At 62.7% G+C, this 25,095-nt stretch carries 24 protein-coding genes; 15 read left to right on the forward strand and 9 right to left on the reverse strand.

From position 1 onward, the window contains the following. The coding region (locus tag BLU76_RS27915) for a DUF4372 domain-containing protein (protein WP_139211686.1) at nucleotides 1-220 on the reverse strand (220 nt) is incomplete at its 3' end. Between the two features lie 190 nt (nucleotides 221-410). Between BLU76_RS27915 and BLU76_RS27920 the strand changes: the two genes are divergently transcribed. Next, nucleotides 411-1,352, forward strand: coding sequence for an AEC family transporter (locus BLU76_RS27920; protein WP_092149038.1), 942 nt, complete (start codon nucleotides 411-413; stop codon nucleotides 1,350-1,352). Nucleotides 1,353-1,411: 59 nt separating this feature from the next. Here BLU76_RS27920 and BLU76_RS27925 read toward each other — a convergent pair whose 3' ends face one another. From BLU76_RS27925 to gatC, 6 genes are all read right to left on the reverse strand, one after another. Then, a complete protein-coding gene (locus BLU76_RS27925; protein WP_092225333.1) occupies nucleotides 1,412-1,792 on the reverse strand; it encodes a carboxymuconolactone decarboxylase family protein in 381 nt (126 codons plus the stop codon). Beyond that, nucleotides 1,789-2,850, reverse strand: coding sequence for a calcium/sodium antiporter (locus BLU76_RS27930; RefSeq protein WP_063322929.1), 1,062 nt, complete (start codon nucleotides 2,848-2,850; stop codon nucleotides 1,789-1,791). The genes BLU76_RS27925 and BLU76_RS27930 overlap by 4 nt, the downstream gene beginning before the upstream one ends. 49 nt (nucleotides 2,851-2,899) lie before the next feature. After that, nucleotides 2,900-3,277 carry a septal ring lytic transglycosylase RlpA family protein gene (locus BLU76_RS27935; RefSeq protein ID WP_092225335.1) on the reverse strand — a complete coding sequence of 126 codons (378 nt, stop codon included), beginning with the start codon at nucleotides 3,275-3,277 and terminating at the stop codon, nucleotides 2,900-2,902. A 106-nt stretch (nucleotides 3,278-3,383) separates the two neighbouring features. Further along, the gene (gene gatB / locus BLU76_RS27940) at nucleotides 3,384-4,829 is read right to left on the reverse strand and encodes an Asp-tRNA(Asn)/Glu-tRNA(Gln) amidotransferase subunit GatB (protein ID WP_092225337.1); all 1,446 of its coding nucleotides are present in this window, start codon (nucleotides 4,827-4,829) and stop codon (nucleotides 3,384-3,386) included. 10 nt (nucleotides 4,830-4,839) lie between these two features. Continuing rightward, complete coding sequence (gene gatA, locus BLU76_RS27945; protein WP_063322926.1) at nucleotides 4,840-6,291, reverse strand: Asp-tRNA(Asn)/Glu-tRNA(Gln) amidotransferase subunit GatA; 1,452 nt, start codon at nucleotides 6,289-6,291, stop codon at nucleotides 4,840-4,842. A 16-nt stretch (nucleotides 6,292-6,307) separates the two neighbouring features. Further along, nucleotides 6,308-6,595: an Asp-tRNA(Asn)/Glu-tRNA(Gln) amidotransferase subunit GatC gene (gene gatC, locus BLU76_RS27950; protein WP_003197816.1), complete on the reverse strand. Its 288-nt coding sequence runs from the start codon at nucleotides 6,593-6,595 to the stop codon at nucleotides 6,308-6,310. 372 nt (nucleotides 6,596-6,967) lie between these two features. Here gatC and mreB point away from each other — a divergent pair, with 372 nt between their 5' ends. From mreB to tldD, 8 genes are all read left to right on the forward strand, one after another. Next, entirely contained in the window at nucleotides 6,968-8,005 is a 1,038-nt protein-coding gene (mreB, locus tag BLU76_RS27955; RefSeq protein WP_002555108.1) for a rod shape-determining protein MreB, read from the forward strand. Between the two features lie 142 nt (nucleotides 8,006-8,147). Continuing rightward, a complete protein-coding gene (gene mreC, locus BLU76_RS27960; RefSeq protein WP_092149031.1) occupies nucleotides 8,148-9,299 on the forward strand; it encodes a rod shape-determining protein MreC in 1,152 nt (383 codons plus the stop codon). Next, nucleotides 9,296-9,784 (forward strand): rod shape-determining protein MreD, encoded by a 489-nt coding sequence (gene mreD, locus BLU76_RS27965; protein WP_003197820.1) that lies wholly within the window; start codon nucleotides 9,296-9,298, stop codon nucleotides 9,782-9,784. Before mreC ends, mreD begins: the two co-directional genes overlap by 4 nt. 183 nt (nucleotides 9,785-9,967) lie before the next feature. Beyond that, nucleotides 9,968-10,564 (forward strand): Maf family protein, encoded by a 597-nt coding sequence (locus BLU76_RS27970; RefSeq protein ID WP_092225339.1) that lies wholly within the window; start codon nucleotides 9,968-9,970, stop codon nucleotides 10,562-10,564. A gap of 56 nt (nucleotides 10,565-10,620) precedes the next feature. Further along, nucleotides 10,621-12,078: a ribonuclease G gene (gene rng / locus BLU76_RS27975; RefSeq protein WP_092225341.1), complete on the forward strand. Its 1,458-nt coding sequence runs from the start codon at nucleotides 10,621-10,623 to the stop codon at nucleotides 12,076-12,078. Between the two features lie 60 nt (nucleotides 12,079-12,138). Beyond that, the gene (locus BLU76_RS27980) at nucleotides 12,139-15,942 is read left to right on the forward strand and encodes a YhdP family protein (protein WP_092225343.1); all 3,804 of its coding nucleotides are present in this window, start codon (nucleotides 12,139-12,141) and stop codon (nucleotides 15,940-15,942) included. Nucleotides 15,943-16,079: 137 nt separating this feature from the next. Continuing rightward, nucleotides 16,080-16,943: a carbon-nitrogen hydrolase family protein gene (locus BLU76_RS27985; protein WP_092225345.1), complete on the forward strand. Its 864-nt coding sequence runs from the start codon at nucleotides 16,080-16,082 to the stop codon at nucleotides 16,941-16,943. 5 nt (nucleotides 16,944-16,948) lie between these two features. After that, nucleotides 16,949-18,391, forward strand: a complete 1,443-nt coding sequence (gene tldD / locus BLU76_RS27990) for a metalloprotease TldD (RefSeq protein ID WP_072341241.1) — start codon at nucleotides 16,949-16,951, stop codon at nucleotides 18,389-18,391. Nucleotides 18,392-18,534: 143 nt separating this feature from the next. Here tldD and yjgA read toward each other — a convergent pair whose 3' ends face one another. Beyond that, the gene (yjgA, locus tag BLU76_RS27995) at nucleotides 18,535-19,059 is read right to left on the reverse strand and encodes a ribosome biogenesis factor YjgA (protein WP_014336624.1); all 525 of its coding nucleotides are present in this window, start codon (nucleotides 19,057-19,059) and stop codon (nucleotides 18,535-18,537) included. A gap of 108 nt (nucleotides 19,060-19,167) precedes the next feature. Between yjgA and pmbA the strand changes: the two genes are divergently transcribed. From pmbA to BLU76_RS28025, 6 genes are all read left to right on the forward strand, one after another. After that, nucleotides 19,168-20,514: a metalloprotease PmbA gene (gene pmbA, locus BLU76_RS28000; protein WP_092225346.1), complete on the forward strand. Its 1,347-nt coding sequence runs from the start codon at nucleotides 19,168-19,170 to the stop codon at nucleotides 20,512-20,514. Between the two features lie 284 nt (nucleotides 20,515-20,798). Beyond that, nucleotides 20,799-21,194 (forward strand): hypothetical protein, encoded by a 396-nt coding sequence (locus BLU76_RS28005; RefSeq protein ID WP_063322919.1) that lies wholly within the window; start codon nucleotides 20,799-20,801, stop codon nucleotides 21,192-21,194. Beyond that, a complete protein-coding gene (locus BLU76_RS28010; RefSeq protein WP_063322918.1) occupies nucleotides 21,187-22,563 on the forward strand; it encodes a class II fumarate hydratase in 1,377 nt (458 codons plus the stop codon). The genes BLU76_RS28005 and BLU76_RS28010 overlap by 8 nt, the downstream gene beginning before the upstream one ends. Nucleotides 22,564-22,591: 28 nt before the next feature. Further along, nucleotides 22,592-23,032, forward strand: a complete 441-nt coding sequence (locus BLU76_RS28015; RefSeq protein WP_063322917.1) for a hypothetical protein — start codon at nucleotides 22,592-22,594, stop codon at nucleotides 23,030-23,032. A gap of 2 nt (nucleotides 23,033-23,034) precedes the next feature. Continuing rightward, nucleotides 23,035-23,646, forward strand: a complete 612-nt coding sequence (locus tag BLU76_RS28020; protein WP_092225348.1) for a superoxide dismutase — start codon at nucleotides 23,035-23,037, stop codon at nucleotides 23,644-23,646. Between the two features lie 28 nt (nucleotides 23,647-23,674). After that, nucleotides 23,675-24,565, forward strand: coding sequence for a ZIP family metal transporter (locus BLU76_RS28025; RefSeq protein ID WP_092225350.1), 891 nt, complete (start codon nucleotides 23,675-23,677; stop codon nucleotides 24,563-24,565). A 250-nt stretch (nucleotides 24,566-24,815) separates the two neighbouring features. Here BLU76_RS28025 and BLU76_RS28030 read toward each other — a convergent pair whose 3' ends face one another. Next, nucleotides 24,816-25,091 (reverse strand): HPr family phosphocarrier protein, encoded by a 276-nt coding sequence (locus BLU76_RS28030; protein ID WP_063322915.1) that lies wholly within the window; start codon nucleotides 25,089-25,091, stop codon nucleotides 24,816-24,818. Between the last annotated feature and the right edge of the window lie 4 nt (nucleotides 25,092-25,095).

A 25,095-nucleotide genomic window follows, 5' to 3' on the forward strand; every position in this document is an offset into this window, starting at 1 on the left:
CGTTTAGGTGATAACGATGGGGTTCCAGCGACTGTGAAGCTGTCGCCAACGTGCGCAAGCTTTTAGCTTGGACAAGCTGACCGTAAATCAGCGTGATAAGTAGATCCCAGGAAGTGAACTGCTTAGCGTAACGATCAGCACCACAGCGTTTGACGGCTGCCTTGAAGAGCTGATGAGGAAGGGCCTGGAGCATTTGTGCAAATCGCGTGCTGCTGAACATGGGCGAAAATCGAGTCTGAAAAACCTGATTATTGCTTAAGACGCAGGCACAGCAAGGGGGAGCAAGCTCCCCCTTCAGTTTTTACCGGACACTAGTGACGCAGAGCGTGGGAACGATCAGTTCACCAGACGCCAGTGCCGTGAGTGGCTTATCATTAGCCACCTAACGACACCCCTCTCAAGGTCCCGGCATGCTGGCAATTTTCCTCGAAACCCTGAACATCACCGCGCCGGTGTTTGCCATGCTGTTTTTGGGGGTGTTGCTCAAGCGCATCAACTGGATCAACGATAACTTCATCCACATCGCCTCGTCCCTGGTGTTCAACGTCACCATGCCGGCGCTGTTGTTCCTCGGCATCCTCCATGCCGACCTGCATGCGGCGTTGCAGCCCGACCTGCTGATCTATTTCTCCGTCGCTACCCTGGCAAGTTTCGCCATGGCCTGGGGCTGGGCGATCTGGCGTTGCCCGCGGGAGGATCGCGGCATCTATACCCAGGGTGCGTTTCGCGGCAACAACGGCGTGATTGGCTTGGCGTTGGCGGCGAGCATGTACGGCGACTACGGGATTTCCCTGGGTGCGATCCTCGCGGCGTTGGTGATCCTGTTCTACAACACCTTGTCGACCATCGTGCTGGCGGTCTATAGCCCGGTGATCAAGTCCGATCCGTGGAGCATCTGCAAAAGCGTGATCAGCAACCCGCTGATCATCAGCGTGATCGTCGCTGCACCGTTCGCTTATTGGCACATCGGCCTGCCGAACTGGTTCGAGACCTCGGCCAAATACCTGTCGCAAATGACCTTGCCCCTGGCGCTGATCTGCATCGGCGGCACGCTGTCGCTGGCGGCGTTGCGCAAGAGCGGCAAGATGGCCCTGAGTTCGAGCCTGGTGAAAATGGTCGGCCTGCCGCTGCTGACCACCCTCGGGGCCTGGCTCTGGGGTTTTCGCGGGGCGGAATTGGGCATCCTGTTCCTGTACTTCGGCAGCCCCACCGCCGCCGCCAGTTACGTCATGGCCCGGGCGGCCGATGGCAATCATGAACTGGCGGCGGCGATCATCGTCATCACCACGTTGATGGCGGCGATTACCACCAACGTGGGGATTTTTGTGTTGCAGTGGGGTGGGTGGATCTAGGCTTGGATCTGTGCTGCTCTCGCGAAGAGGCCTGACCTGTCGCTACAGGCCCCGGTACTTTACTCAGGTTTCTGATACGCCTCGATCACTTCCTGCGCCGCCCGAAACGCATCGATCGCCGCCGGCACGCCCGCATACACCGCACAATGCAGCAACGCCTCGCGAATCTCTTCCACCGTACAACCGTTGTTCAGCGCGCCACGCACATGGCCTTTGAGTTCCTGAGGGCACTTGAGGGCGGTGAGGGCGGCCAGGGTGATCAGGCTGCGGGTCTTCAGCGGCAGGCCTTCGCGGCGCCAGACGCTGCCCCAGGCATGTTCGTTGACGAAGTCCTGCAATGGCTGCGTGAACTCGGTGGCGTTGCCCAGGGCGCGGTCGACGAATGCGTCGCCCATGACCTGGCGACGCATGTCCAGGCCGGTCTTTGGAGTGTCGGTCATGGCAAATCCCTCTTGTGGTGTTGGCGGCGCCAGGCGCGCAGGGAGGTGAACAGCAAAAATGCGAGCAGGGCCGGCAGCACATAGAACAGCATCAGCCGTTCCAGTTGCCCGGCCAAGGGCATGCCGGTGGTGAACGACACCACGTGCAGCCCGTAGGCCAGGTACAAGCCCAAAAACAGCAGGCCTTCGGCGCGAGTGACGCGGTAGCCGGAATAGAACACCGGCAGGCACAACACCGCCACGCCGAGCATCACCGGCAGGTCGAAATCCAGGGCGTTCGGTGAGACCGACAGTGGCGTGGGAGCGGCGAGGGCGGTTATCCCCAATACCCCGAGCAGGTTGAACAGGTTGCTGCCGATGACGTTACCCACCGCAATGTCCCGTTGGCCGCGCAGGGCGGCGATCAACGAGGTGGCGAGTTCCGGCAGCGAGGTGCTGACGGCGACGATGGTCAGGCCGATGATGCGCTCCGAAAGCCCCAGGTCCATCGCCACTTCCACCGCTGCGCCCAGCAGCAGGTGGCCGGCGAAAATCAGCATTGCCAGGCCCAGCACGATCATCGCCAGGCTCTTGGGCCACGCCCCTTGCGCCACATCGACACCCACGGGGTGCGGTCGTCCTGAGTGTCGCGATTGGCGCAGCAACAGGCCCAGGTACACCGCCAGGGCCATCAGCAGCAGCACACCGTCCAGTTGCGTCAGTTCCTCATTCCAGGCCAACACGAACACCAGCAGGCTGGCACCGATCATCAATGGGATGTCCAGGCGCACCAATTGGCGCGAGACGCGCAACGGAATGATCAGCGCCGACAACCCGAGGGTGACGAGGATGTTGAAGATGCTGCTGCCGATCACGCTGCCCACAGCGATGTCGGCGTTCTGCGCCATAGTCGCCTGCAGGCTGACGGCCATTTGCGGCGCGCTGCTGCCGAAGGCGACGACGGTCAGGCCGATGATCAGCGGCCGCACTTGCAAGCGAACCGCCAGGCCTATTGCAGCCCGCACCAGCAGCTCGGCGCCGCTGATCAGCAACAACAGGCCACCGAGCAATTCGATCAGGCTGAGCAGCGGTAGGGCGGTAATCAGGGAAATGGCCGGGCTCCGTCTATCAATCGTCGAGGGCTTGCACGCGTACCCGTGCGGTGCCGCTGCGTAGCATGCCCAGTTGCTCGGCTGCTGCGCGGGATACGTCGATCAGACGGCCTCGAGTATACGGACCGCGGTCGTTGATACGGACCACGACGCTGTCGTTATTTTTCAGATTGGTGATTTTCACCCGGGTGCCGAACGGCAACTGGCGATGGGCGGCGGTCAGGCCGTTCTGGTTGAAACGCTCGCCGCTGGCGGTGCGTTTGCCGTGGTGTTTTGCACCGTAATAGGAGGCGACGCCGGTCTGGTCGTAGCCGTGAGGATCGACCGTCCCGCTCTGGCTGGCGCAACCGGCCAGCAGGGACAGCAGGGCGCAGGCGCCGAGGAGACGCTTCATCAAAGGGTTTCCCACATCAGTGTGGTTGTGAGGATCATTGTGGCGAGGGAGCAAGCTCCCTCGCCACAGGGGAATGAGCCAGATACAGGTACTGGCTCCATGTCCATCAGCGCTCAAGCTTGCTTTTGAGCAGTTCGTTGACCTGTTGCGGGTTGGCCTTGCCCTTGGAGGCTTTCATGGCCTGGCCGACGAAGAAGCCGAACATCTTGCCGCGCTTGGCTTCGTCTGCCGCGCGGTACTGTTCGACCTGCTCGGCGTTGGCCGCGAGCATTTCATCGAGCACGGCGGAAATGGCGCCGGTATCGGTGACCTGCTTCAGGCCGCGCTTCTCGATGATCTCGTCGGCGCTGCCCTCGCCATTGGCCATGGCTTCGAACACCATCTTGGCGATCTTGCCGGAAATGGTGTTGTCCTTGATCCGCAGCAGCATGCCGCCCAGTTGCTCGGCCGAGACCGGCGACTGGTCGATCTCCAGGCCCTGCTTGTTCAGCAGGCTGCCCAGTTCCACCATCACCCAGTTGGCCGCCAGCTTGGCGTCGCCACCGATGCTCACGACTTTTTCGAAGTAATCGGCCTGTTCGCGGCTGGTGGCCAGGACGTTGGCGTCATAGCTCGACAGCCCGAACTGCGCCTGGAAGCGCTCGCGTTTCTGCGGCGGCAGTTCCGGCAGGGTGGCGCGCACCTCGTCGAGGAACGCGTTCTCGATGACCACCGGCAGCAGGTCCGGGTCGGGGAAGTAACGGTAGTCGTTGGCTTCTTCCTTACTGCGCATCGGACGGGTCTCGTCCTTGTTCGGGTCGTACAGGCGGGTCTGCTGGATGACCTTGCCACCGTCCTCGATCAGTTCGATCTGGCGCTGGATCTCGCTGTTGATCGCCTTCTCGATGAAGCGGAACGAGTTGACGTTCTTGATCTCGCAGCGCGTGCCGAACTCAACCTGGCCTTTAGGCCGGATCGACACGTTGCAGTCGCAGCGCAGCGAGCCTTCGGCCATGTTGCCATCGCAGATGCCCAGGTAGCGCACCAGCGCATGGATCGCCTTGACGTAGGCCACGGCTTCCTTGGCGCTGCGTATGTCCGGCTCGGAAACGATTTCCAGCAGTGGCGTGCCGGCACGGTTCAGGTCGATGCCGGTGGCACCGTTGAACTCTTCGTGCAGGCTCTTGCCGGCGTCTTCTTCCAGGTGCGCCCGGGTGATGCCGACGCGCTTGACCGTGCCGTCTTCCAGGGCGATGTCCAGGTGGCCCTTGCCAACGATCGGCAGTTCCATCTGGCTGATCTGGTAGCCCTTGGGCAGGTCCGGGTAGAAGTAGTTCTTGCGGGCGAACACGTTGTGCTGGCCGATCTCGGCGTCAATCGCCAGGCCGAACATCACCGCCATGCGCACCGCTTCGGCGTTGAGCACCGGCAGCACGCCGGGCATGCCCAGGTCGACCAGGCTGGCCTGGGTGTTGGGCTCGGAGCCGAACGTGGTGGAGCTACCGGAAAAGATTTTCGACCGGGTGGTGAGCTGGGTATGAATCTCCAGCCCGATCACGACTTCCCATTGCATGTGTTTCTCCTCAGAAGCCGGTTGGGGTGCGGGTGTGCCAGTCAGTGTTCAACTGATACTGGTGGGCAACGTTCAACAGGCGGCCTTCCTGGAAATACGGCGCGAGCAACTGCACGCCCACCGGCAGGCCATCGACGAAACCGGCCGGCATGGACAGGCCCGGCAAGCCGGCGAGGTTGGCGGTGATGGTGTAGACGTCTTCCAGGTACTCGGCGACCGGGTCGCTGTTCTTGGCGCCGAGCTTCCAGGCCGGGTTTGGCGTGGTCGGGCCGAGGATGATGTCGACCTCGTTGAAGGCCGCCATGAAGTCGTTCTTCACCAGGCGGCGGATTTTCTGCGCCTTGAGGTAGTAGGCGTCGTAGTAGCCGGCGGACAGCGCATAGGCGCCGACCATGATCCGGCGCTGCACTTCGGCACCGAAGCCTTCGCCACGGGAGCGCTTGTACAGGTCGATCAGGTTTTCCGGGTTCTCGCAGCGATAGCCGAAGCGCACGCCGTCGAAGCGTGACAGGTTCGAGGACGCTTCCGCCGGGGCGATCACGTAGTACGCGGGAATCGCGTGCTGCATGTTCGGCAGGCTGATTTCCTTGATGACCGCGCCGAGCTTCTCCAGCTCCTTGACGCTGTTATGGACCAGCTCGGCGATGCGCGGGTCGAGGCCGGCGCTGAAGTACTCCTTCGGCACACCGATACGCAGGCCCTGCAGCGAACCGTTGAGGCTGGCGCTGTAGTCCGGCACGGGCTCATCGATGCTGGTGGAGTCGTTCGGGTCGAAGCCGGCCATGCCTTGCAGCAGGATCGCGCAGTCTTCGGCGGTGCGCGCCAGCGGGCCGCCCTGGTCGAGGCTGGAGGCGTAGGCGATCATGCCCCAGCGCGAGACGCGACCGTAGGTCGGCTTCAGGCCGGTGAGGTTGGTAAACGCCGCTGGTTGGCGAATCGAACCGCCGGTGTCGGTGGCGGTGGCGGCCGGCAACAGGCGTGCGGCCACGGCGGCGGCGGAACCACCAGACGAGCCGCCCGGTACGTGTTCCAGGTTCCACGGGTTTTTCACCGCGCCGTAGTAGCTCGACTCGTTGGCCGAGCCCATGGCGAATTCGTCCATGTTGGTCTTGCCCAGGGTCACGGTGCCGGCGGCGGCCAGCTTGGCGACCACGGTGGCATCGTACGGGGCTTTGAAGTTGTCGAGCATCTTCGAACCGCAGCTGGTGCGGATGCCCTGGGTGCAGAACAAGTCCTTGTGGGCAATCGGCGCACCGAGCAGGGCACCGGTTTCACCATTGGCGCGCCGGGCATCGGCGGCCCTGGCCTGGCTCAGGGCCAGCTCCTGGGTGAGGCTGATGAAGCTGTTGAGCTGCGGGTCAAGCTGGGCGATGCGCGCCAGCAGGACCTGGGTCAGCTCTTCGGAAGAAAACTTTTTATCGGCGAGTCCGCGGGCGATCTCGGCCAGGGTCATGTGATGCATGAGAGGCTCTTTCCCTTTAGTCGATGACTTTCGGAACCAGGTACAGGCCGTTTTCGACCGCTGGTGCGATGGACTGGTAGGCCTCGCGGTGATTGGACTCGGTCACGACGTCGGCGCGCAGGCGCTGGCTGGCTTCCAGTGGGTGTGCCAGTGGTTCGATGCCGTCGGTATTGACCGCCTGCATCTCGTCGACCAGCCCCAGAATGCTGTTCAGGGCAGAAGTGATGTGTGGAAGATCGGCTTCATTGAGGCCCAGACAGGCCAGATGAGCGATTTTTTCCACGTCGGAGCGTTCAAGCGCCATGGGATTCTCCAGTGGAAAACAAAACGGACGCAGTCTGTCCGTGTGTTAGATTGTCGGAACACTACCGCATTTCTACGGCCCTAGTGCCCTGTATCACAAGTGCTGTTCCTTTTTGACGGCGTCTATTGCCGTCATGCTGCGTTGCCGCTTCTCGCCATAGCAGGCTATGACTCGTCGCGGCGCCTTGCCTGACGACAATAGCCACTCGTCAAAGAAGGAGCGCACTTATGACACAGGGCACTGGCCGCGATTGTGGGGTTTGGTGCACAGAAAAGCGGCCAATTTAACATATTGGCGCCTTGCCCAAAATCCCTGTCGTTGTTAGAGTTTGCCGCACTTTTTTACCCACGCGTTGCCTAGGGTCCCTTTCCCATGTTCAAGAAACTGCGTGGCATGTTTTCCAGCGATCTTTCCATTGACCTGGGCACTGCCAACACCCTTATTTACGTGCGCGAGCGCGGTATCGTCCTGAATGAACCCTCGGTCGTGGCCATCCGCACCCACGGTAACCAGAAAAGTGTCGTGGCTGTCGGTACGGAAGCCAAGCGCATGCTGGGCCGTACACCGGGCAACATCGCGGCCATTCGCCCAATGAAGGATGGCGTGATCGCCGACTTCAGCGTCTGCGAAAAGATGCTGCAGTACTTCATCAACAAGGTTCACGAAAACAGCTTCCTGCAGCCCAGCCCTCGTGTGCTGATCTGCGTTCCATGCAAGTCCACCCAGGTAGAGCGACGCGCTATCCGTGAATCGGCCCTCGGCGCCGGTGCCCGTGAAGTGTTCCTGATCGAAGAGCCAATGGCCGCTGCCATCGGTGCCGGCCTGCCGGTGGAAGAAGCCCGCGGCTCGATGGTCGTCGACATCGGTGGTGGTACCACTGAAATCGCGCTGATCTCCCTCAATGGTGTGGTCTACGCCGAATCCGTACGTGTGGGCGGCGACCGTTTCGACGAAGCGATCATCACTTATGTGCGTCGCAACTACGGCAGCCTGATCGGCGAATCTACCGCCGAGCGCATCAAGCAGGAAATCGGCACGGCCTACCCGGGCGGTGAAGTGCGTGAAGTCGACGTGCGTGGTCGCAACCTGGCTGAAGGCGTTCCACGGGCCTTCACCCTCAACTCCAACGAAGTGCTCGAAGCGCTGCAAGAGTCGCTGGCGACCATCGTCCAGGCGGTCAAGAGCGCCCTGGAGCAGTCGCCGCCGGAGCTGGCGTCGGACATCGCCGAGCGCGGCCTGGTGCTGACCGGTGGTGGCGCACTGTTGCGTGACCTTGACAAGTTGTTGGCCCAGGAAACCGGCCTGCCGGTGATCGTTGCCGAAGACCCGTTGACCTGCGTTGCCCGCGGCGGTGGCCGAGCATTGGAAATGATGGACAAGCACACCATGGACCTGCTCTCCAGCGAATAAGTTTTGCTGAAGTGGTCTATGTTGTTCGCTCCCGGGCAGCACTTTGCAGTGCTGCCCGTTGGCGTTTATCTTCTGTCATTCGTATCCAGGCCGGTTTGATGCCGTATGAATAAAGAAAACATTTGCCTGGGAGGAGCGGCCTATTAAACCGCTTTTCGCCAAAGGCCCCTCATTGGGTGTGCGCCTGCTGGTGCTGACCGTGCTATCGGTCGCGCTGATGGTGGTCGATGCCCGCTTCACGCTGCTCAAGCCTGTACGCAGCCAGATGTCGCTGGTGTTGATGGAATCCTACTGGATCACCGACCTGCCGCAGCGCCTGTGGCAAGGTGTCGCCAGCCAGTTTGGCAGCCGGACCGAACTGGTCGCCGAAAACGAAAAACTCAAGACCGAAAACCTGCTGTTGCAGGGGCGCATGCAGAAGCTGGCGGCCCTCACCGAGCAGAACGTTCGGCTGCGCGAGTTGCTCAATTCTTCGGCGCTGGTCAACGAGAAGGTCGAAGTGGCCGAGTTGATCGGCATGGACCCCAACCCCTTCACCCACCGTATCATCATCAACAAGGGCGAGCGCGACGGCGTGGTCCTCGGCCAGCCGGTGCTCGACGCCCGTGGCCTGATGGGCCAGGTGGTGGAGTTGATGCCCTACACGTCCCGCGTGTTGTTGCTGACCGATACCACCCACAGCATTCCGGTGCAGGTCAACCGCAACGGCCTGCGGGCGATCGCCAGCGGCACCGGTAACCCGGAACGCCTGGAGCTGCGGCATGTGGCCGATACCGCCGATATCAAGGAAGGCGACCTGCTGGTCAGTTCCGGCCTCGGCCAGCGCTTCCCGGCCGGGTATCCGGTGGCGACGGTCAAGGAAGTCATCCATGACTCCGGCCAGCCGTTTGCCATCGTTCGCGCGGTGCCGACGGCGGCATTGAATCGCAGCCGCTACCTGCTGCTGGTATTCAGCGACAACCGCACGCCCGAAGAACGTGCCAACGATGCCGCCGTGGCCCAGGAAGCCCAGGACCGCCAGGGCGGCGAGTCGGCCGCCCCAGTGACCGCAGCGCCGGCGCCTGTCCCGGCCGCGGTGCCAAAACCACCAGTGCCAGCACCCGCGACGGCGGCTCCGGCCACCGCGCCGGCGGCAACCCCGGTCACCGCGCCCGCCGCGCCTGCTGTGAAACCGACCCGCTCGGCCACCCACGCGCCCGCCGCGCAGCCTGCTCAACCAGCCCGGCCCGCCGCCAAACCGCCAGCCTCCACGCCGGCCACCGCGCCAGCCCCCAGGGGAGCACGAGAAGAATGAGCAGTACCCAATCCGGTAACGGCTGGATGGTCTGGCTGACCTTCGCCATCGGCCTGTTGCTCAGCGTTTCGCCGCTGCCGCAGTTCATGGAAATCCTGCGCCCACTGTGGCTGGCCCTGTTGCTGGCCTTCTGGGCTCTGGCCTTGCCGCACAAGGTCGGCATGGTCACCGCCTGGTGCCTGGGCCTGGCCGAGGACGTGCTTTATGGCACGTTGCTGGGGCAGAACGCGCTGATCCTGACGTTGATCACCTTCTTGGTGCTGTCGCTGCAACAACGCCTGCGGATGTTCCCTATGTGGCAGCAGTGCCTGGTGATCCTGGTGATCTTCGGCCTGGCGCAACTGGTGCAGTTGTGGCTCAGCGCGCTGACTGGCAACCGCCAGCCGACCCTGGCGCTGGTCTTGCCAGCCCTGGTCAGCGCCTTGCTCTGGCCCTGGGTCAGCTTCGGTTTGCGTGGCCTGCGCCTGCGTTTCAAAATCAACTGATTCGGTCAGGATACCTACACTTTTTCTGATGACTTACATCCCTGTGGCGAGGGAGCTTGCTCCCGCTCGGTTGCGTAGCGACCGTAAAGGTTGGGGCCGCTGCGCAGCCCAGCGGGAGCAAGCTCCCTCGCCACAAAAGCTGTTTTTGTCTGGATGGCTGTGCTTTGAGAGGGAGATGTCTTGATGAAACCGCTTTACCTCGCCTCAGGTTCGCCGCGTCGGCGTGAACTGCTCACGCAGATCGGTGTACCCTTTACCGCCGTCGGCGCGGACATCGACGAAACTCCCCTGGACCACGAAACCCCTTCGGCCTATGTCGAGCGCCTGGCGCGCTGCAAGGCCGAGGCGGGTCGGCGAGCCCTGGACGCCGGCATGGATGGCTGCGTGTTGGGCGCCGATACGGCTGTGGTACTGGACGGGCGAATTCTCGGCAAACCCGTGGACCAGGCCGATTCCATGGCGATGCTCTTGAGCCTGTCCGGTCGCGAACATGAAGTATTGACCGCCATTGCCATACTGGGAGGGCAGCGTTGTGAATCCCGCGTTGTGCGCAGCCTGGTGCGCTTTCGGTCGATCACGGAACAGGAAGCGGCGGCCTACTGGGCCAGCGGTGAACCCCGGGACAAGGCCGGCGGCTATGGCATTCAAGGGCTGGGTGCGGTATTCGTCGCCGGGCTTGAAGGCAGTTATTCAGCCGTGGTCGGCCTGCCGCTGTGCGAAACCGCAGAACTACTGGGCCATTTCGGCATACCCTGTTGGCAAACCTTGAGCGCGCGCTGAGCGCCGTCTGACTTGATGCGGCCATAATCGTGAACGTGCCTGAACGAGACCCTGCCATGAGTGAAGAGATCCTGATCAACATCACGCCGATGGAATCGCGCGTGGCGGTGGTTGAAAACGGTGTTCTGCAAGAGGTCCACGTCGAGCGCACGCAAAAGCGTGGCATCGTCGGCAATATCTATAAAGGCAAGGTGGTGCGGGTGCTGCCGGGCATGCAGGCGGCCTTCGTCGACATCGGCCTGGACCGCGCGGCATTCATCCATGCGTCGGAAATTTCCGTGCGCGAAGGGCCGGCCGTGGAGAGCATCAGCGCGCTGGTGCATGAAGGCCAGAGCCTGGTGGTGCAGGTCACCAAGGACCCCATCGGCTCCAAGGGCGCGCGCCTGACCACGCAACTGTCGATTCCGTCGCGCTACCTGGTGTACATGCCGCGCACCGCCCATGTCGGCATTTCCCTGAAGATCGAAGACGAGGCCGAGCGCGAGCGTCTCAAGCAGGTGGTCAGCGACTGCGTGGAAAAAGAAGGCATCAAGGAAGCCGGTGGGTTCATCCTGCGCACCGCCGCCGAAGGGGCCGGGGCCGATGAGATCCTCATGGACATCCGCTACCTGCGCAGGCTTTGGGACCAGATCGCCGCGCAGATCAAGACCATCGCCACCCCCAGCGTGATCTACGAAGACCTGGGCCTGGCGCTGCGGACCTTGCGCGATCTGGTCAGCCCCAAGATCGAGAAAATCCGCATCGACTCCCGGGAGACCTTTCAGAAAACCACGCAGTTCGTCGCCGAACTGATGCCGGAAATCGCCGACCGCCTCGAGCATTACCCTGGCGAACGGCCGATTTTCGACCTGTACGGCGTCGAAGACGAAATCCAGAAAGCCCTTGAACGCAAGGTCCCGCTCAAGTCCGGCGGCTACCTGGTGGTGGATCCGGCCGAGGCCATGAGCACCATCGACGTCAACACCGGGGCGTTCGTCGGCCATCGCAACCTGGAAGAAACCATCTTCAAGACCAACCTGGAAGCCGCCACCGCCATTGCCCGGCAACTGCGCCTGCGCAACCTGGGTGGGATCATCATCATCGACTTCATCGACATGGAAGATGAAGAGCACCAGCGCCAGGTGCTGCGGACCCTGGAAAAACAACTCGAACGCGACCACGCCAAGACCAACATCATCGGTATCACCGAGCTGGGCCTGGTGCAGATGACCCGCAAGCGCACCCGCGAAAGCCTCGAACAGGTGCTGTGCGAGCCGTGCAGCAGTTGCCAGGGCCGCGGCAAGCTCAAGACCCCGGAAACCGTGTGTTACGAAATCTTCCGGGAAATTCTCCGGGAGGCGCGCGCCTACCAGGCGACCGGCTATAGAGTGTTGGCGAACCAGAAAGTCGTGGACCGCCTGCTCGACGAGGAGTCAGGCAATGTCGCAGAGCTGGAAGCGTTTATTGGACGCACGATTCGCTTCCAGGTGGAAACCATGTATTCCCAGGAACAATACGACGTGGTGTTGCTCTGAAGAGCTTGGGAAGCGGCGGGCCCGCGGATTTGATCGTCTTTGCCAGGGGAGCCCACTGACATGGAGCGTCTGACACGCATTTTGGCGGCGCTGACTCGCTGGGGGCTGGGGCTGTGCGCCCTGCTGCTGGTGTTGCTGGCGTTGTACGTCAGCCTCGGTCGCGAGCTGGTCCCGCTGGTGGCCGAATATCGCGCCGAGGTCGAGACCCGTGCCGGCGCTGCCTTGGGCATGCCTGTGCACATCGGACGCCTCGACGGTAGCTGGAGCGCCCTGGCGCCAATCCTGGCTGCGCGCGACGTGGTGGTCGGCGAAGGCCCCAACGCCTTGCACCTGGATCAGGTGCGAGTCGTGCCTGACCTGTGGGACAGCCTGCTGGCACGTCAGGTGCGTATTGCCCACCTGGAAGTCAGCGGCCTGAAGATCAGCCTCAAGGAGGGCACCGACGGCAAGTGGGCCCTGGAAGGCCTGCCGGTGAAGGACGACCAGCCCCTCGATCCGCAGCAATTGCTCGAACGCATGCAGGTGGTCTCCAGGTTCTCGCTGCTCGATAGCCAGGTGACGTTGCAACCTGTCGAGCAACCACCGCTGACCCTCACCTACGTCGGTTTGAGCTTGCGCACCGGCGCCATCCGTCAACGGCTGGACGTGCGCTTGACCCTGCCTGACGGTCAGCCGGTGGCGATCAACCTGCGCACCCATATCCGCGCCAGTGACTGGAAGAACGGCCAGGCCGATGCGTACCTGAGCCTGCCGCAAAGCGACTGGTCCAAATGGCTGCCCAAACGCCTGACCCAGCAATGGAATTTTTCCCGGATCAAGGCCGGTGGCGAGTTCTGGCTGAGTTGGGGTGGCGGTACGGTGCAAAGCGCGGCCATGCGCTTGAACGCTCCTGACATCCTGGGTGCCTACGCCGAGCGCAAGCCGGTGCAGATCCATAACCTGGCGCTCAATGGATATTTCCAGCGTGGTGACCAGGGATTTACCGCGACCTTCGATTCCCTGGCGATGAACCTGGGCGAAACCCGCTGGGAATCGCGCCTGCAACTGCAACAGAGTGCTGCCACCGAAAAGGCCGAGGAGCGCTGGCACCTGCAGGCCGATCGCCTCGACCTGACCCCGCTTACGCCTTTGCTCAACGCCCTGGCACCGTTGCCTGAAGGCCTGGCGACGACCATCGACCGTCTCAAGGTGACCGGTAGCCTGCGCAACGTGCTGCTGGACTACCGGCCGCAGAACGCCGGTGACCAGAAAATCAGCTTCGCCACCAACCTGGACACCGTGGGCTTTGACGCCTATCGCGGCGCCCCGGCTGCGCGCAATGTATCGGGGAGTCTGAGCGGCGACCTCGGTGGCGGCGAGCTGCGCATGGACAGCAAGGATTTTTCCCTGCACCTGGACCCGATTTTCGCCAAGCCCTGGCAGTACCTGCAGGCCAACGCCCGGTTGACCTGGAAGCTCGACAAGCAAGGCTTCACCCTGATCGCGCCGTATTTGAAGGTGCTGGGCGAGGAGGGGCGGATTGCTGGCGATTTCCTGATCCGCCTGCATTTCGACCACAGCCAGGAAGACTACATGGACCTGCGGGTTGGCCTGGTGGACGGTGACGGACGCTACACCGCCAAGTACCTGCCGGCGGTCCTCAGCCCGGCGCTGGATGAGTGGCTGCGCACGGCCATCGTCAAGGGCGCGGTGGACGAGGGCTTCTTCCAGTATCAAGGCTCGCTCAATCACGGTGCCGAAGACGCGGCACGCAGTATCAGCCTGTTTTTCAAGGTGCATGACGCCGAACTGGCGTTCCAGCCGGGCTGGCCTTCGGTCAGCAAGGTCAGCGGTGATGTCTTCGTCGAAGACAGCGGCGTACGCATCTTCGCCAGCCAAGGACAATTGCTCGATACCCAGGTCAAGGATGTTTCGGTGAACATTCCCCATGTACCCAGCGGGCAGAGCGTTCATCTGTTTCTGGACGGCGGGTTCGCTGGAGGACTGGGGGACGGTCTGAAAATCCTCCAGACCGCGCCGATCGGGACCGCCGAGACATTTGCCGGCTGGGAAGGCGAGGGCGACCTGCAAGGCAGCGTGAAGCTCGACATCCCCCTGGTCAAAGGCGAGCAACCGAAGATCCTGGTGGATTTCGCCACCGACAAGGCCCGTCTCAAGCTCAGCGAGCCGGTACTGGAACTGACCCAACTCAAGGGCGATTTCCGCTTCGACAGCAACAAGGGCTTGAGCGGCAAGGGCATCAGTGCCCGGGCATTCGACCGGCCCGTGACCGCACAGATTTTCGCCGAAGGCCACGCCGGAGCGCTCAACACACGAGTCACGGCGTCCGGGCAGGTGGAGATCAAGAAACTCACCAGTTGGCTGAATGTCACCCAGCCGTTGCCGGTATCCGGTGTCGTGCCGTACCAGTTGCAAGTGATCCTCGACGGCGCCGACAGCCAATTGTCGGTCAGTTCCAACCTCAAGGGCGTGGCGGTGGACCTGCCGGCACCCTTCGGCATGGCCGCCGATGTCGGGCGCGACACGGTGTTTCGCATGACCCTGCAAGGGCCGGAGCGGCGTTATTGGCTCGATTATGGCGATCTGGCCAATTTCACTTACGCCGCGCCGAGCGGGAAAGTCGCCGATGGTCGTGGCGAATTGTTGCTGGGGGCCGGCGATGCCGTTCTACCCGGGGCCAAGGGACTGCGACTGCGCGGCACACTGCCTGCACTGGACGTGAGTCCCTGGCAGGACCTGGTCAACAAGTACGCTGGCCAGGATCCGGGCGGCAGTGCCAAGCAACTGCTCAGCAGCGTCGATCTGACTGTCGGCAAGCTCACGGCCATGGGTACGACCCTGGACCAGGCATCGGTGCAATTGGACCGCAGGCCGGACGCCTGGGCCTTGCGGCTCGACAGCCAGCAGGCCAAGGGCAATGTCAGCCTGCCGGACGCAAAGGCCGCCCCGATTGGTATCAAGCTTGATTATGTGCGCCTGCCGGCCACAGACCCGACGGTCCAGGCGGATGAAAACTCACCGGACCCGTTGGCGTCGGTCGATCCCGGCAAAATCCCGGCCATGGATATTGCCATCGACCAATTGTTCCAGGGCCCTGATCTCATCGGTGCGTGGTCGTTGAAAGTGCGACCGACCGCCAAGGGCATCGCGCTGAACGAGCTGGACATGGGCCTCAAGGGCATGGTGTTGAACGGCAGTGGTGGTTGGGAAGGCGCGCCCGGTTCCACCAGCAGTTGGTACAAGGGCCGTATCGGCGGCAAGAACCTGGGCGACGTGCTCAAGGGCTGGGGTTATGCCCCAAGCGTGACCAGCCAGACGTTCCGCCTGGATGTCGATGGCCGCTGGCCCGGCTCGCCAGCGTGGGTCGCCACCAAGCGTTTTTCCGGCAGCCTCGACGCGTCGCTGAGCAAGGGCCAGTTTGTCGAAGTGGAAGGCAGCGCCCAGGCGTTGCGGGTATTTGGCCTGCTGAACTTCAACTCCATCGGCCGACGCTTGCGCCTGGACTTCTCCGACCTGTTCGGCAAGGGGCTGAGCTACGACCGGGTCAAGGGACTGCTGGTGGCAAGCGATGGTGTGTACGTGACCCGCGAACCCATTACCCTGACCGGGCCGTCGAGCAACCTGGAACTCAACGGCACGCTGGACATGGTGGCCGACCGGGTCGACGCCAAGTTGCTGGTGACGCTGCCGGTGACCAACAACCTGCCAATCGCCGCGCTGATCGTCGGTGCCCCGGCGGTGGGTGGCGCGCTGTTTTTGATCGACAAACTGATCGGCGACCGCGTGGCGCGCTTTGCCAGCGTAAGATACGACGTCAAGGGGCCGTGGAAAGAGCCGAAGATTACCTTTGATAAGCCGTTCTGACAGACGATGACAATCCCCTGTGGGAGCGAGCTTGCTCGCGATGAGGCCGGTACATCCAACATTTTTGTTGACTGATCCACCGCAATCGCGAGCAAGCTCGCTCCCACAGGGGCACTACCAAACAACGGGGAACTGCCATGTCCGTCGCAGTGATTCAAATGGTCAGCCAGAGCGATGTGCTCGCCAACCTGGCCCGTGCCCGGGTGCTGCTGGAGCAGGCTGCCGCAGGCGGCGCCAGGCTGGCCGTGCTGCCGGAGAATTTCGCGGCGATGGGACGGCGGGACATTGCCGATATCGGTCGTGCCGAAGCCTTTGGTCAGGGACCGATCCTGCCCTGGTTGAAACAGGTCGCCCGAGACCTCAAGTTATGGATTGTGGCCGGCACGTTGCCGTTGCCACCGGTGGACCAGCCCGAGGCCAGGTCCCACGCCTGTTCGTTGCTGGTCGACGATCAGGGCCAGATCGTGGCGCGCTACGACAAGCTGCACTTGTTTGATGTGGATGTGGCGGACAATCGCGGGCGCTATCGCGAGTCGGATGACTATGCTTATGGCGCTAACGTGGTGGTTGCCGATACCCCCGTGGGCCGGGTCGGCCTGACGGTCTGTTACGACTTGCGATTTCCGGAGCTCTACAGCGAGTTGCGGGCTGCCGGGGCCGAACTGATCACGGCGCCGTCGGCGTTTACCGCGGTGACCGGCGCGGCCCATTGGGAGGTATTGATTCGCGCCCGGGCCATCGAGACCCAGTGCTACATGCTGGCGGCCGCCCAGGGCGGCGTGCATCCGGGGCCGCGGGAAACCTTTGGCCATGCCGCGATTGTCGACCCGTGGGGCCGTGTGCTGGCACAACAGGATCAAGGTGAGGCCGTGCTGCTGGCCGCACGCGACAGCAGCGAACAGGCGTCCATCCGGGCGCGCATGCCGGTGGCCAGCCATCGGCGCTTTTTCTCGCAGGGCGCTCGACAGCGACCTGTCCAAGACGACGAATTCAAGGCGTAAAACATATGAGCGGGTTGTTGTCCTCAGTCAGTGAACACCTCTTAGCCCCTGGCGGCGTAACCCTGGAGAGCCTGCAAGGCGTGCTGGGCGACCTGGCCGGCCCGGGCATCGATGCGGCCGACCTGTATTTCCAGGGGCAGATCTCCGAATCCTGGTCGCTGGAAGACGGCATCGTCAAGGAAGGCAGTTTCAACCTTGACCAGGGCGTGGGTGTGCGCGCCCAGTCCGGGGAAAAAACCGGTTTTGCCTACAGCAACGCCATTACCCTGGAGGCCCTCGGTGCCGCGGCCCGTGCGGCCCGCTCGATCTCCCGCGCCGGGCAGAACGGCACGGTCCAGGCGTTCAGCAGCCAGGACGTGGCGCAGTTGTATGCGCCGGATAACCCGCTGGAAGTCATGAGCCGCGCCGAAAAAGTCGAGCTGCTCAAGCGCATCGACGTCGCCACCCGCGCCCTCGACCCGCGTATCCAGCAAGTGACGGTGAGCATGGCCGGGGTCTGGGAGCGGATCCTGGTGGCTTCCACCGACGGCGGTCTGGCGGCGGACGTGCGGCCGCTGGTGCGGTTCAACGTCAGCGTGATCGTCGAGCAGAACGGTCGCCGTGAGCGCGGTGGCCATGGCGGCGGCGGACGCACCGATTACCGTTATTTCCTCAGCGAAGACCGTGCCATGGGCTACGCCCGCGAAGCGCTGCGCCAGGCGCTGGTCAACCTCGAGGCCATTCCGGCCCCGGCCGGTACGTTGCCGGTGGTGCTGGGGTCCGGTTGGTCCGGCGTGCTGCTGCACGAAGCGGTGGGTCACGGCCTGGAAGGCGATTTCAACCGCAAGGGCAGCTCAGCCTACAGCGGGCGCATGGGGGAAATGGTTGCCTCGAAACTCTGCACCATCGTCGATGACGGCACCCTGGCCGGGCGTCGTGGCTCCCTGAGCGTCGACGACGAAGGCACGCCGACCGAATGCACCACGCTGATCGAGAACGGTGTGCTCAAGGGCTACATGCAAGACAAGCTCAATGCCCGGCTGATGGGCGTGGCCCGCACGGGCAACGGTCGCCGTGAATCCTACGCGCACCTGCCCATGCCGCGCATGACCAACACCTACATGCTCGGTGGTCAAAGCGATCCGGCGGAAATTATCGCCTCGGTGAAAAAAGGTATCTATTGCGCCAACCTCGGCGGCGGCCAGGTGGACATCACCAGTGGCAAGTTCGTGTTCTCCACCAGCGAGGCCTACCTGATCGAAGACGGCAAGATCACCGCGCCGGTCAAAGGCGCGACCCTGATCGGCAACGGGCCGGAGGCGATGAGCAAGGTGTCGATGGTCGGTAACGACCTGGCGCTGGACAGCGGTGTGGGGACGTGTGGCAAGGATGGGCAATCGGTGCCGGTGGGCGTCGGCCAGCCGACCTTGAAGATCGACGCGATTACCGTGGGTGGCACGGGCGCATGAACATATTCAGGGCCGTGGCGAGGGAGCTTGCTCCCGCTGGGCTACGCAGTAGCCCCATGCGGTCGCTGCGCAACCGAGCGGGAGCAAGCTCCCTCGCCACGGTAATGGCTACCCTGGCAAGGGATTGGTGAGCCAGTGAACGATCAGCGCAAGCCGCGTTGGGTTTCGTCCAGCTCACGGATGTACTTGAAGATTTTACGGCTCGAGGCCGGTGGCTTGTTCTGCGCCAGTTCGTGCTGGGCCTGACGGATCAGGGAGCGTAATTGCTGACGATCAGCCTCCGGGTAGTCGATGACGAATTTTTCCAGGGTGCCGTCGTCGCCTGCGATCAAGCGATCGCGCCAGCGCTCCAGGTTGTGGAAACGTTCGTTGTATTGCCGGGTGGAGGCATCGAGTTGATCGAGCAGGACCAAAATGGCGTCAGTGTCCTGATCGCGCATCAGTTTGCCGATGAATTGCAGGTGCCGTTTACGCGCGATATTCGCGGTGTGCTTGGGCGCATCGGCCAGGGCCCGGCGCAAGGCGTCGGTCAAAGGCAGTTTGGCCAGCAAGTCAGGCTTGAGTGTTGTCAGTCGCTCGCCGAGGTCAACCAGAGCATGCAGCTCGCGTTTGACCTGGGATTTGCTTTTTTCACCCTCGTAGAGGGAGTCGTCGTAAGAATCAACCATGGTGGCAGTCCGCAAAGAAACGCCGCCATGATAACCAGTCGGGGGCCGCTTGTCCGGCCCGGTCGCTCGAAGGCCATCACCGAAAGAAGAATTTGAGTGGAGAACACCATGAGTGCAGTTCAAAGCGTCGGCCCGCAAGCATTGCCGGCACTGCAGGAGCAAGTCGAGCAGATCCTTGCCGAGGCCAAGCGCCAGGGCGCCAGTGCCTGTGAAGTGGCTGTATCGCTGGAGCAGGGCCTGTCGACGTCGGTGCGCCAGCGCGAGGTGGAAACCGTCGAATTCAATCGCGACCAGGGCTTTGGCATCACCTTGTACGTGGGCCAGCGCAAGGGCTCGGCCAGCACGTCGGCGAGTGGTCCGGAGGCCATTCGCGAAACCGTCGCCGCGGCACTGGCTATTGCCAAGCACACCTCCGAAGACGAAGCCTCGGGCCTGGCCGATGCTGCGCTGATGTGCAAGGAGCTGCGCGACTTCGACCTGTTTCACGCCTGGGACATCACCCCCGAGCAGGCCATCGAACAGGCACTGCGTTGCGAAGCGGCGGCATTCGAGGCCGACAGCCGTATCAAGAATGCCGACGGCACGACGCTCAATACCCACCAGGGCTGCCGGGTCTATGGCAACAGCCACGGCTTCATCGGCGGTTATGCATCGACCCGCCACAGTCTCAGTTGCGTGATGATCGCCGAAGCCGATGGCCAGATGCAGCGCGATTACTGGTACGACGTGAACCGCCAGGGCACCTTGCTGGCGGACCCGGTGAGCATTGGCCGGAAAGCCGCACAACGGGCGGCCAGCCGCCTGGGCGCGCGGCCGGTGCCGACCTGTGAAGTGCCGGTGTTGTTTTCGGCCGAGCTGGCCGGCGGCTTGTTCGGCAGCTTCCTGTCGGCGGTGTCTGGCGGCAACCTGTACCGCAAATCGTCGTTCCTCGAGGGCGCGCTGGGGCAGAAACTGTTCCCGGAATGGATGACCATCGACGAGCGTCCGCACCTGATGCAGGCCATGGGCAGCTCCGCGTTCGACGGCGACGGCCTGGCCACCTACGCCAAGCCGTTCGTGGAAAAGGGCGAGTTGGTGTCTTACATCCTCGGTACCTATTCGGGCCGCAAACTCGGCATGCCGAGCACCGCCAATGCCGGTGGCGTGCATAACCTGTTCGTGACCCATGGCGAAGAAGACCAGGCCGCCTTGCTGCGGCGCATGGGGCGTGGCCTGCTGGTGACTGAACTGATGGGCCATGGCCTGAACATGGTCACCGGCGACTATTCCCGTGGCGCGGCGGGTTTTTGGGTCGAGAACGGCGAGATCCAGTTCCCGGTCCAGGAAGTGACCATCGCCGGGAACATGCGCGACATGTTCAAGCAGATCGTAGCGGTGGGCAACGATCTGGAAATGCGCAGCAACATCCGTACCGGCTCGGTACTGATCGAGCGGATGACAGTAGCGGGTAGCTGACCTTCAATCGCAGTAAAAAAGGCGCGTCATCCTAGCGGGTGACGCGCCTTTTTCATGTTCGCAGAAACCCCTGTGGCGAGGGAGCTTGCTCCCGCTCGGCTGCGCAGCAGCCGCAAAAATCTCAGCAGCACCGCAAAGACATGACAACCCTGATAAACAGGGCCTGCTTCGCAGTCCAGCGGGAGCAAGCTCCCTCGCCACGGTGAATTTTGTACGGGCTTACAGTTGTGTTGCTTCTTATTATCATCTAATAATGAATCTCATTAGCCGAGTGAGCCCCGGTCATGAGTTCTGCCCTGCACGAGCAACCCTACCTTGAAAGCTGGCGCTGGATGAGTCGCCAGATCCGTTGTGCGATGAGTCCGGACGAGCCGCGGCTGATCGAGCATTACCTGGCCGAAGGCCGTTATCTGGCCTGCTGCACCGCCACTTCACCGTGGATGATTTCCGAAACCGCGTTCCGCTTGCTGCTCGACACCGCCGCCGACGTCGCGCTGCCGTGGCATTGGCGCAATCTCTGCCTCGACCAGGCCTGGCGTCCTCTGCGTGAGCTCGAACAACAATCACTGTGCCGCTGCCGCCTCAAGCGTTGGCAGAGTCATGCCTGGGCGCTGGCGACCTGCGCCCTCGAGCCGTCGATTCCTCTTATTGAACTGGTGCAAGGATCTCCCGATGAGTAATACCCGTATCGAACGCGACAGCATGGGCGAGCTGCAAGTCCCGGTGGATGCCCTCTATGGCGCCCAGACCCAGCGCGCAGTGGATAACTTTCCGGTCAGCGGCCAGCGTATGCCGGCGCAGTTCATCCGCGCCCTGATCCTGGCCAAGGCCGCCGCCGCCCGGGCCAACGTCGAGCTGGAACAAATCAGCCCTGCACAGGGCAAGGCCATTGTCGACGCCGCCCAAGGGCTACTCGAAGGCCAATTCATGGACCACTTCCCGGTGGATATCTTCCAGACCGGCTCCGGCACCAGTTCCAACATGAATGCCAACGAAGTGATCGCCACCCTCGCCAGTCGTCTGTTGGGGGAAACGGTTAATCCGAACGACCACGTCAATTGCGGCCAGAGCAGCAATGACATCATCCCTACCAGCATTCATGTCAGCGCTGCGCTGGCCTTGCATGAGCAACTGCTGCCGGCGCTGTTGCACCTAGTGCAGGTGATTGAGCGCAAGGCCGAGGAGGTGCACCCGTTCATCAAGACCGGTCGCACCCACCTGATGGATGCCATGCCGGTGCGCCTGAGCCAGGTGCTCGACGGCTGGGCGCAGCAACTCAAGGCCAATATCGGCCACTTGCAGGACCTGCTGCCGAGCCTGCAATCCCTCGCCCAGGGCGGTACGGCGGTCGGCACCGGGGTCAACGCCCATCCACGCTTCGCCGAGCTGTTCAGTCAACAACTGACGCAACTGACCCAGGTGCAGTTCACCCCAGGCCAGAATCTGTTCGCGCTGATCGGCTCCCAGGACACCGCCGTGGCGGTGTCCGGACAGCTCAAGACCACGGCGGTGTCGCTGATGAAAATCGCCAACGACCTGCGCTGGATGAACTCCGGGCCACTGGCGGGCCTGGGCGAGATCGAACTCGAAGGCTTGCAGCCGGGCTCCTCGATCATGCCCGGCAAGGTCAACCCGGTCATTCCTGAAGCCACCGCGATGGTGGCGGCCCAAGTGATCGGCAACGACACGGTGATCACTATCGCCGGTCAATCGGGCAACTTCGAATTGAACGTGATGCTGCCGATCATCGCCCAGAACCTGCTGAGCAGCATCGCGCTGATGTCCACTGCCAGCCGCTTGCTGGCGGACAAGGCCATCGCCACCTTCAAGGTCAACGAGGCCCGGCTCAAGGAAGCGTTGTCGCGCAATCCGATCCTGGTGACCGCGCTGAATCCGATCATTGGTTACCAGAAGGCCGCTGAAATCGCCAAGAAGGCTTACCAGCAAGGTCGGCCGGTCATTGATGTCGCCCTGGAGCACACCGACCTGACACGCAGCGAACTCGAAGTCCTGCTGGACCCGGAGAAGCTCACCGCCGGCGGCGTGTAACCCCCGACACCTGTGTGGAGGACTCATCATGGAACACTGGAAACGTACGATTGAACGGGCCAACCGCTGTTTCATGCTGGGCGAGCTGGTAGATGCCCGCGAAGCCTACCTGCAAGCCCTGGCGCTGGCCCAGGTGCTGTTCGAGCGTTGGTCGGATGCCGACGAAGCGGTGGCCGCGTGCGTCGTCTCCCATCACAACCTGGCGGACCTGCACTTGCGCCTGAACCAGCCAGAGGAGAGCGCCGAGTACCTCTGCGCCATCCACCAGCGGTTGTTGCAGACCCTGCAGGACGAGCGCATGGCGCCGGCCCTGCGTGCTGCTGCGTTGCGTCAGAGCCACAAGACCTATGTCGAACTGCTGACGTTCATCAGCGAACACGGTGAATACCCTCGTACCCAGCGCCTGCTGGGTTGCAATGCCGCTTCGCCCCAGCAGCGCGATGCCCCTGTTCATTACGGAGTTCATTGAAAATGGCTTTTACCTTGCCTGCATTGCCCTACGCCTACGATGCCCTGGAACCGCACATCGATGCGCAAACCATGGAAATCCACTACACCAAGCATCACCAGACCTACATCAACAACCTCAACGCGGCGGTGGACGGTACCGAATACGCCCAATGGCCGGTCGAAAAACTGCTGTCCAGCATCGAGCAATTGCCGCAAAGCCTCAGGGCCGCGGTGATCAACCAGGGCGGCGGCCATGCCAACCATTCGTTGTTCTGGGAGGTCATGGCGCCCCAGGGCGGTGGACACCCAGAGGGGGCCCTGGCCGCCGCGATCGAAGCGCAACTGGGTGGGCTCGAACGGTTCAAGGAAGCATTCACCAAGGCGGCGCTGACCCGTTTCGGCAGCGGTTGGGCCTGGTTGAGCGTGACCCCGCAAAAGACATTGGTGGTGGAAAGCAGCGGCAACCAGGACAGCCCGTTGATGAACGGCCATACGCCGATCCTGGGCCTGGACGTCTGGGAGCACGCGTATTACCTGCTGTACCAGAACCGTCGGCCGGAATACATCAACGCGTTCTACAACGTGATCAACTGGCCGGAAGTCGCACGCCGTTACCAGGCTGCGCTGGCCTGAGTGCCTCATAAACAATCCAAGGCTGACTATGGATACTGAAACGCTGGCGATAGGGAGCGGACGGATGTTCCGCTACGCCTTGGGATCGCTGTTATTGTTGGCCGGGATGACATTGCTGGTAGCCCAGGGCCTGGCGTGGCTGGACCTGGAGCCGAAACTGTTGCGTGCCCTGCAGGGCGGTGGGCTTTGCGCCTTGGGCACGGCGTTGGGCGCTGTGCCGGTGCTGGTGATCCGCCGCATGCCCCAGGCCGTGAGTGATTCGTTACTCGGTTTCGGGGCTGGCGTGATGCTGGCCGCGACGGCGTTTTCGCTGATCGTGCCGGGCATTGCCGCAGCCGAACAGCTGGGGCTCACGCCTTGGGCGGCCAGTGGCCTGATCAGCTTCGGTATCCTGCTGGGGGCATTCGGGCTGTACCTGGTCGACCGTAAAGTGTCAGCCAGCCCTGCAAGGCTGGTAGAGGCGCCCGGACGTCCGATCATTGCCCCGCGGATCTGGCTGTTCGTGTTTGCCATCGTGGCCCACAACATTCCTGAGGGGATGGCCGTTGGCGTATCGGCGGGTGGCGGCATGCCCGATGCCGACAGCCTGGCGATGGGGATCGCCTTGCAGGATGTCCCTGAAGGGCTGGTGATCGCGCTGGTGCTGGCGGCGGCCGGGATGTCGCGGCTCAAGGCGTTCGTGATTGGCGCTGCGTCAGGGCTGGTCGAGCCAGTGTTTGCGCTGTTGTGCGCCTGGTTGGTGAGCCTGGCCGAGATGCTGCTGCCCCTGGGGCTGGCGCTGGCGGCCGGGGCGATGCTGCTGGTGGTGACTCACGAGGTCATTCCCGAATCGCGCCGCAATGGCCATGACAAGCTGGCGAGCCTCGGGTTGCTGGTGGGGTTTTGCCTGATGATGGTGATGGATACGGCGTTGGCGTGACAGGGAAAGTCTGTGGGACAGAGATCAATCTGTGTGGCAGGGGGACAATCTGTGGGGCAGGGATCAATCTGTGTGGCAGGGGGGACAATCTGTGGGGCAGGATCAATCTGTGGCGAGGGGATTTATCCCCGCTGGGCTGCGAAGCAGCCCCAAAACCTACTCTCGCGGTGGCCCTGGTTGATTGCATAGAGCTTTTTTTGGGGGGGCGCTTCGCACCCCAGCGGGGATAAATCCCCTCACCACAGGGGGGTTATTCGCCTTCGTCGAAGTACCTGTTGATCAGGTCCACCAGGGCATCCATCGCTTCCTGCGCTCGATCGCCTTCAGTGTGCAGGTGGATCTTGGTGCCCTTGCCAGCGGCGAGCATCATCATCGCCATGATGCTTTTACCGTCGACCGCGGTCTCGGGTGTGCGACCCACCCTGATGGTGGTGTCCTTGAACTGGCCCGCGACTCCGACGAACTTGGCCGACGCTCGGGCATGCAAACCCAGCTTGTTGATGATTTCAATTTCCTGAGCAGGCATCGCG

Origin of the sequence: Pseudomonas sp. NFACC08-1, assembly GCF_900106735.1 — a bacterium.
Taxonomy (GTDB): Bacteria; Pseudomonadota; Gammaproteobacteria; order Pseudomonadales; family Pseudomonadaceae; genus Aquipseudomonas; species Aquipseudomonas fluorescens_Q.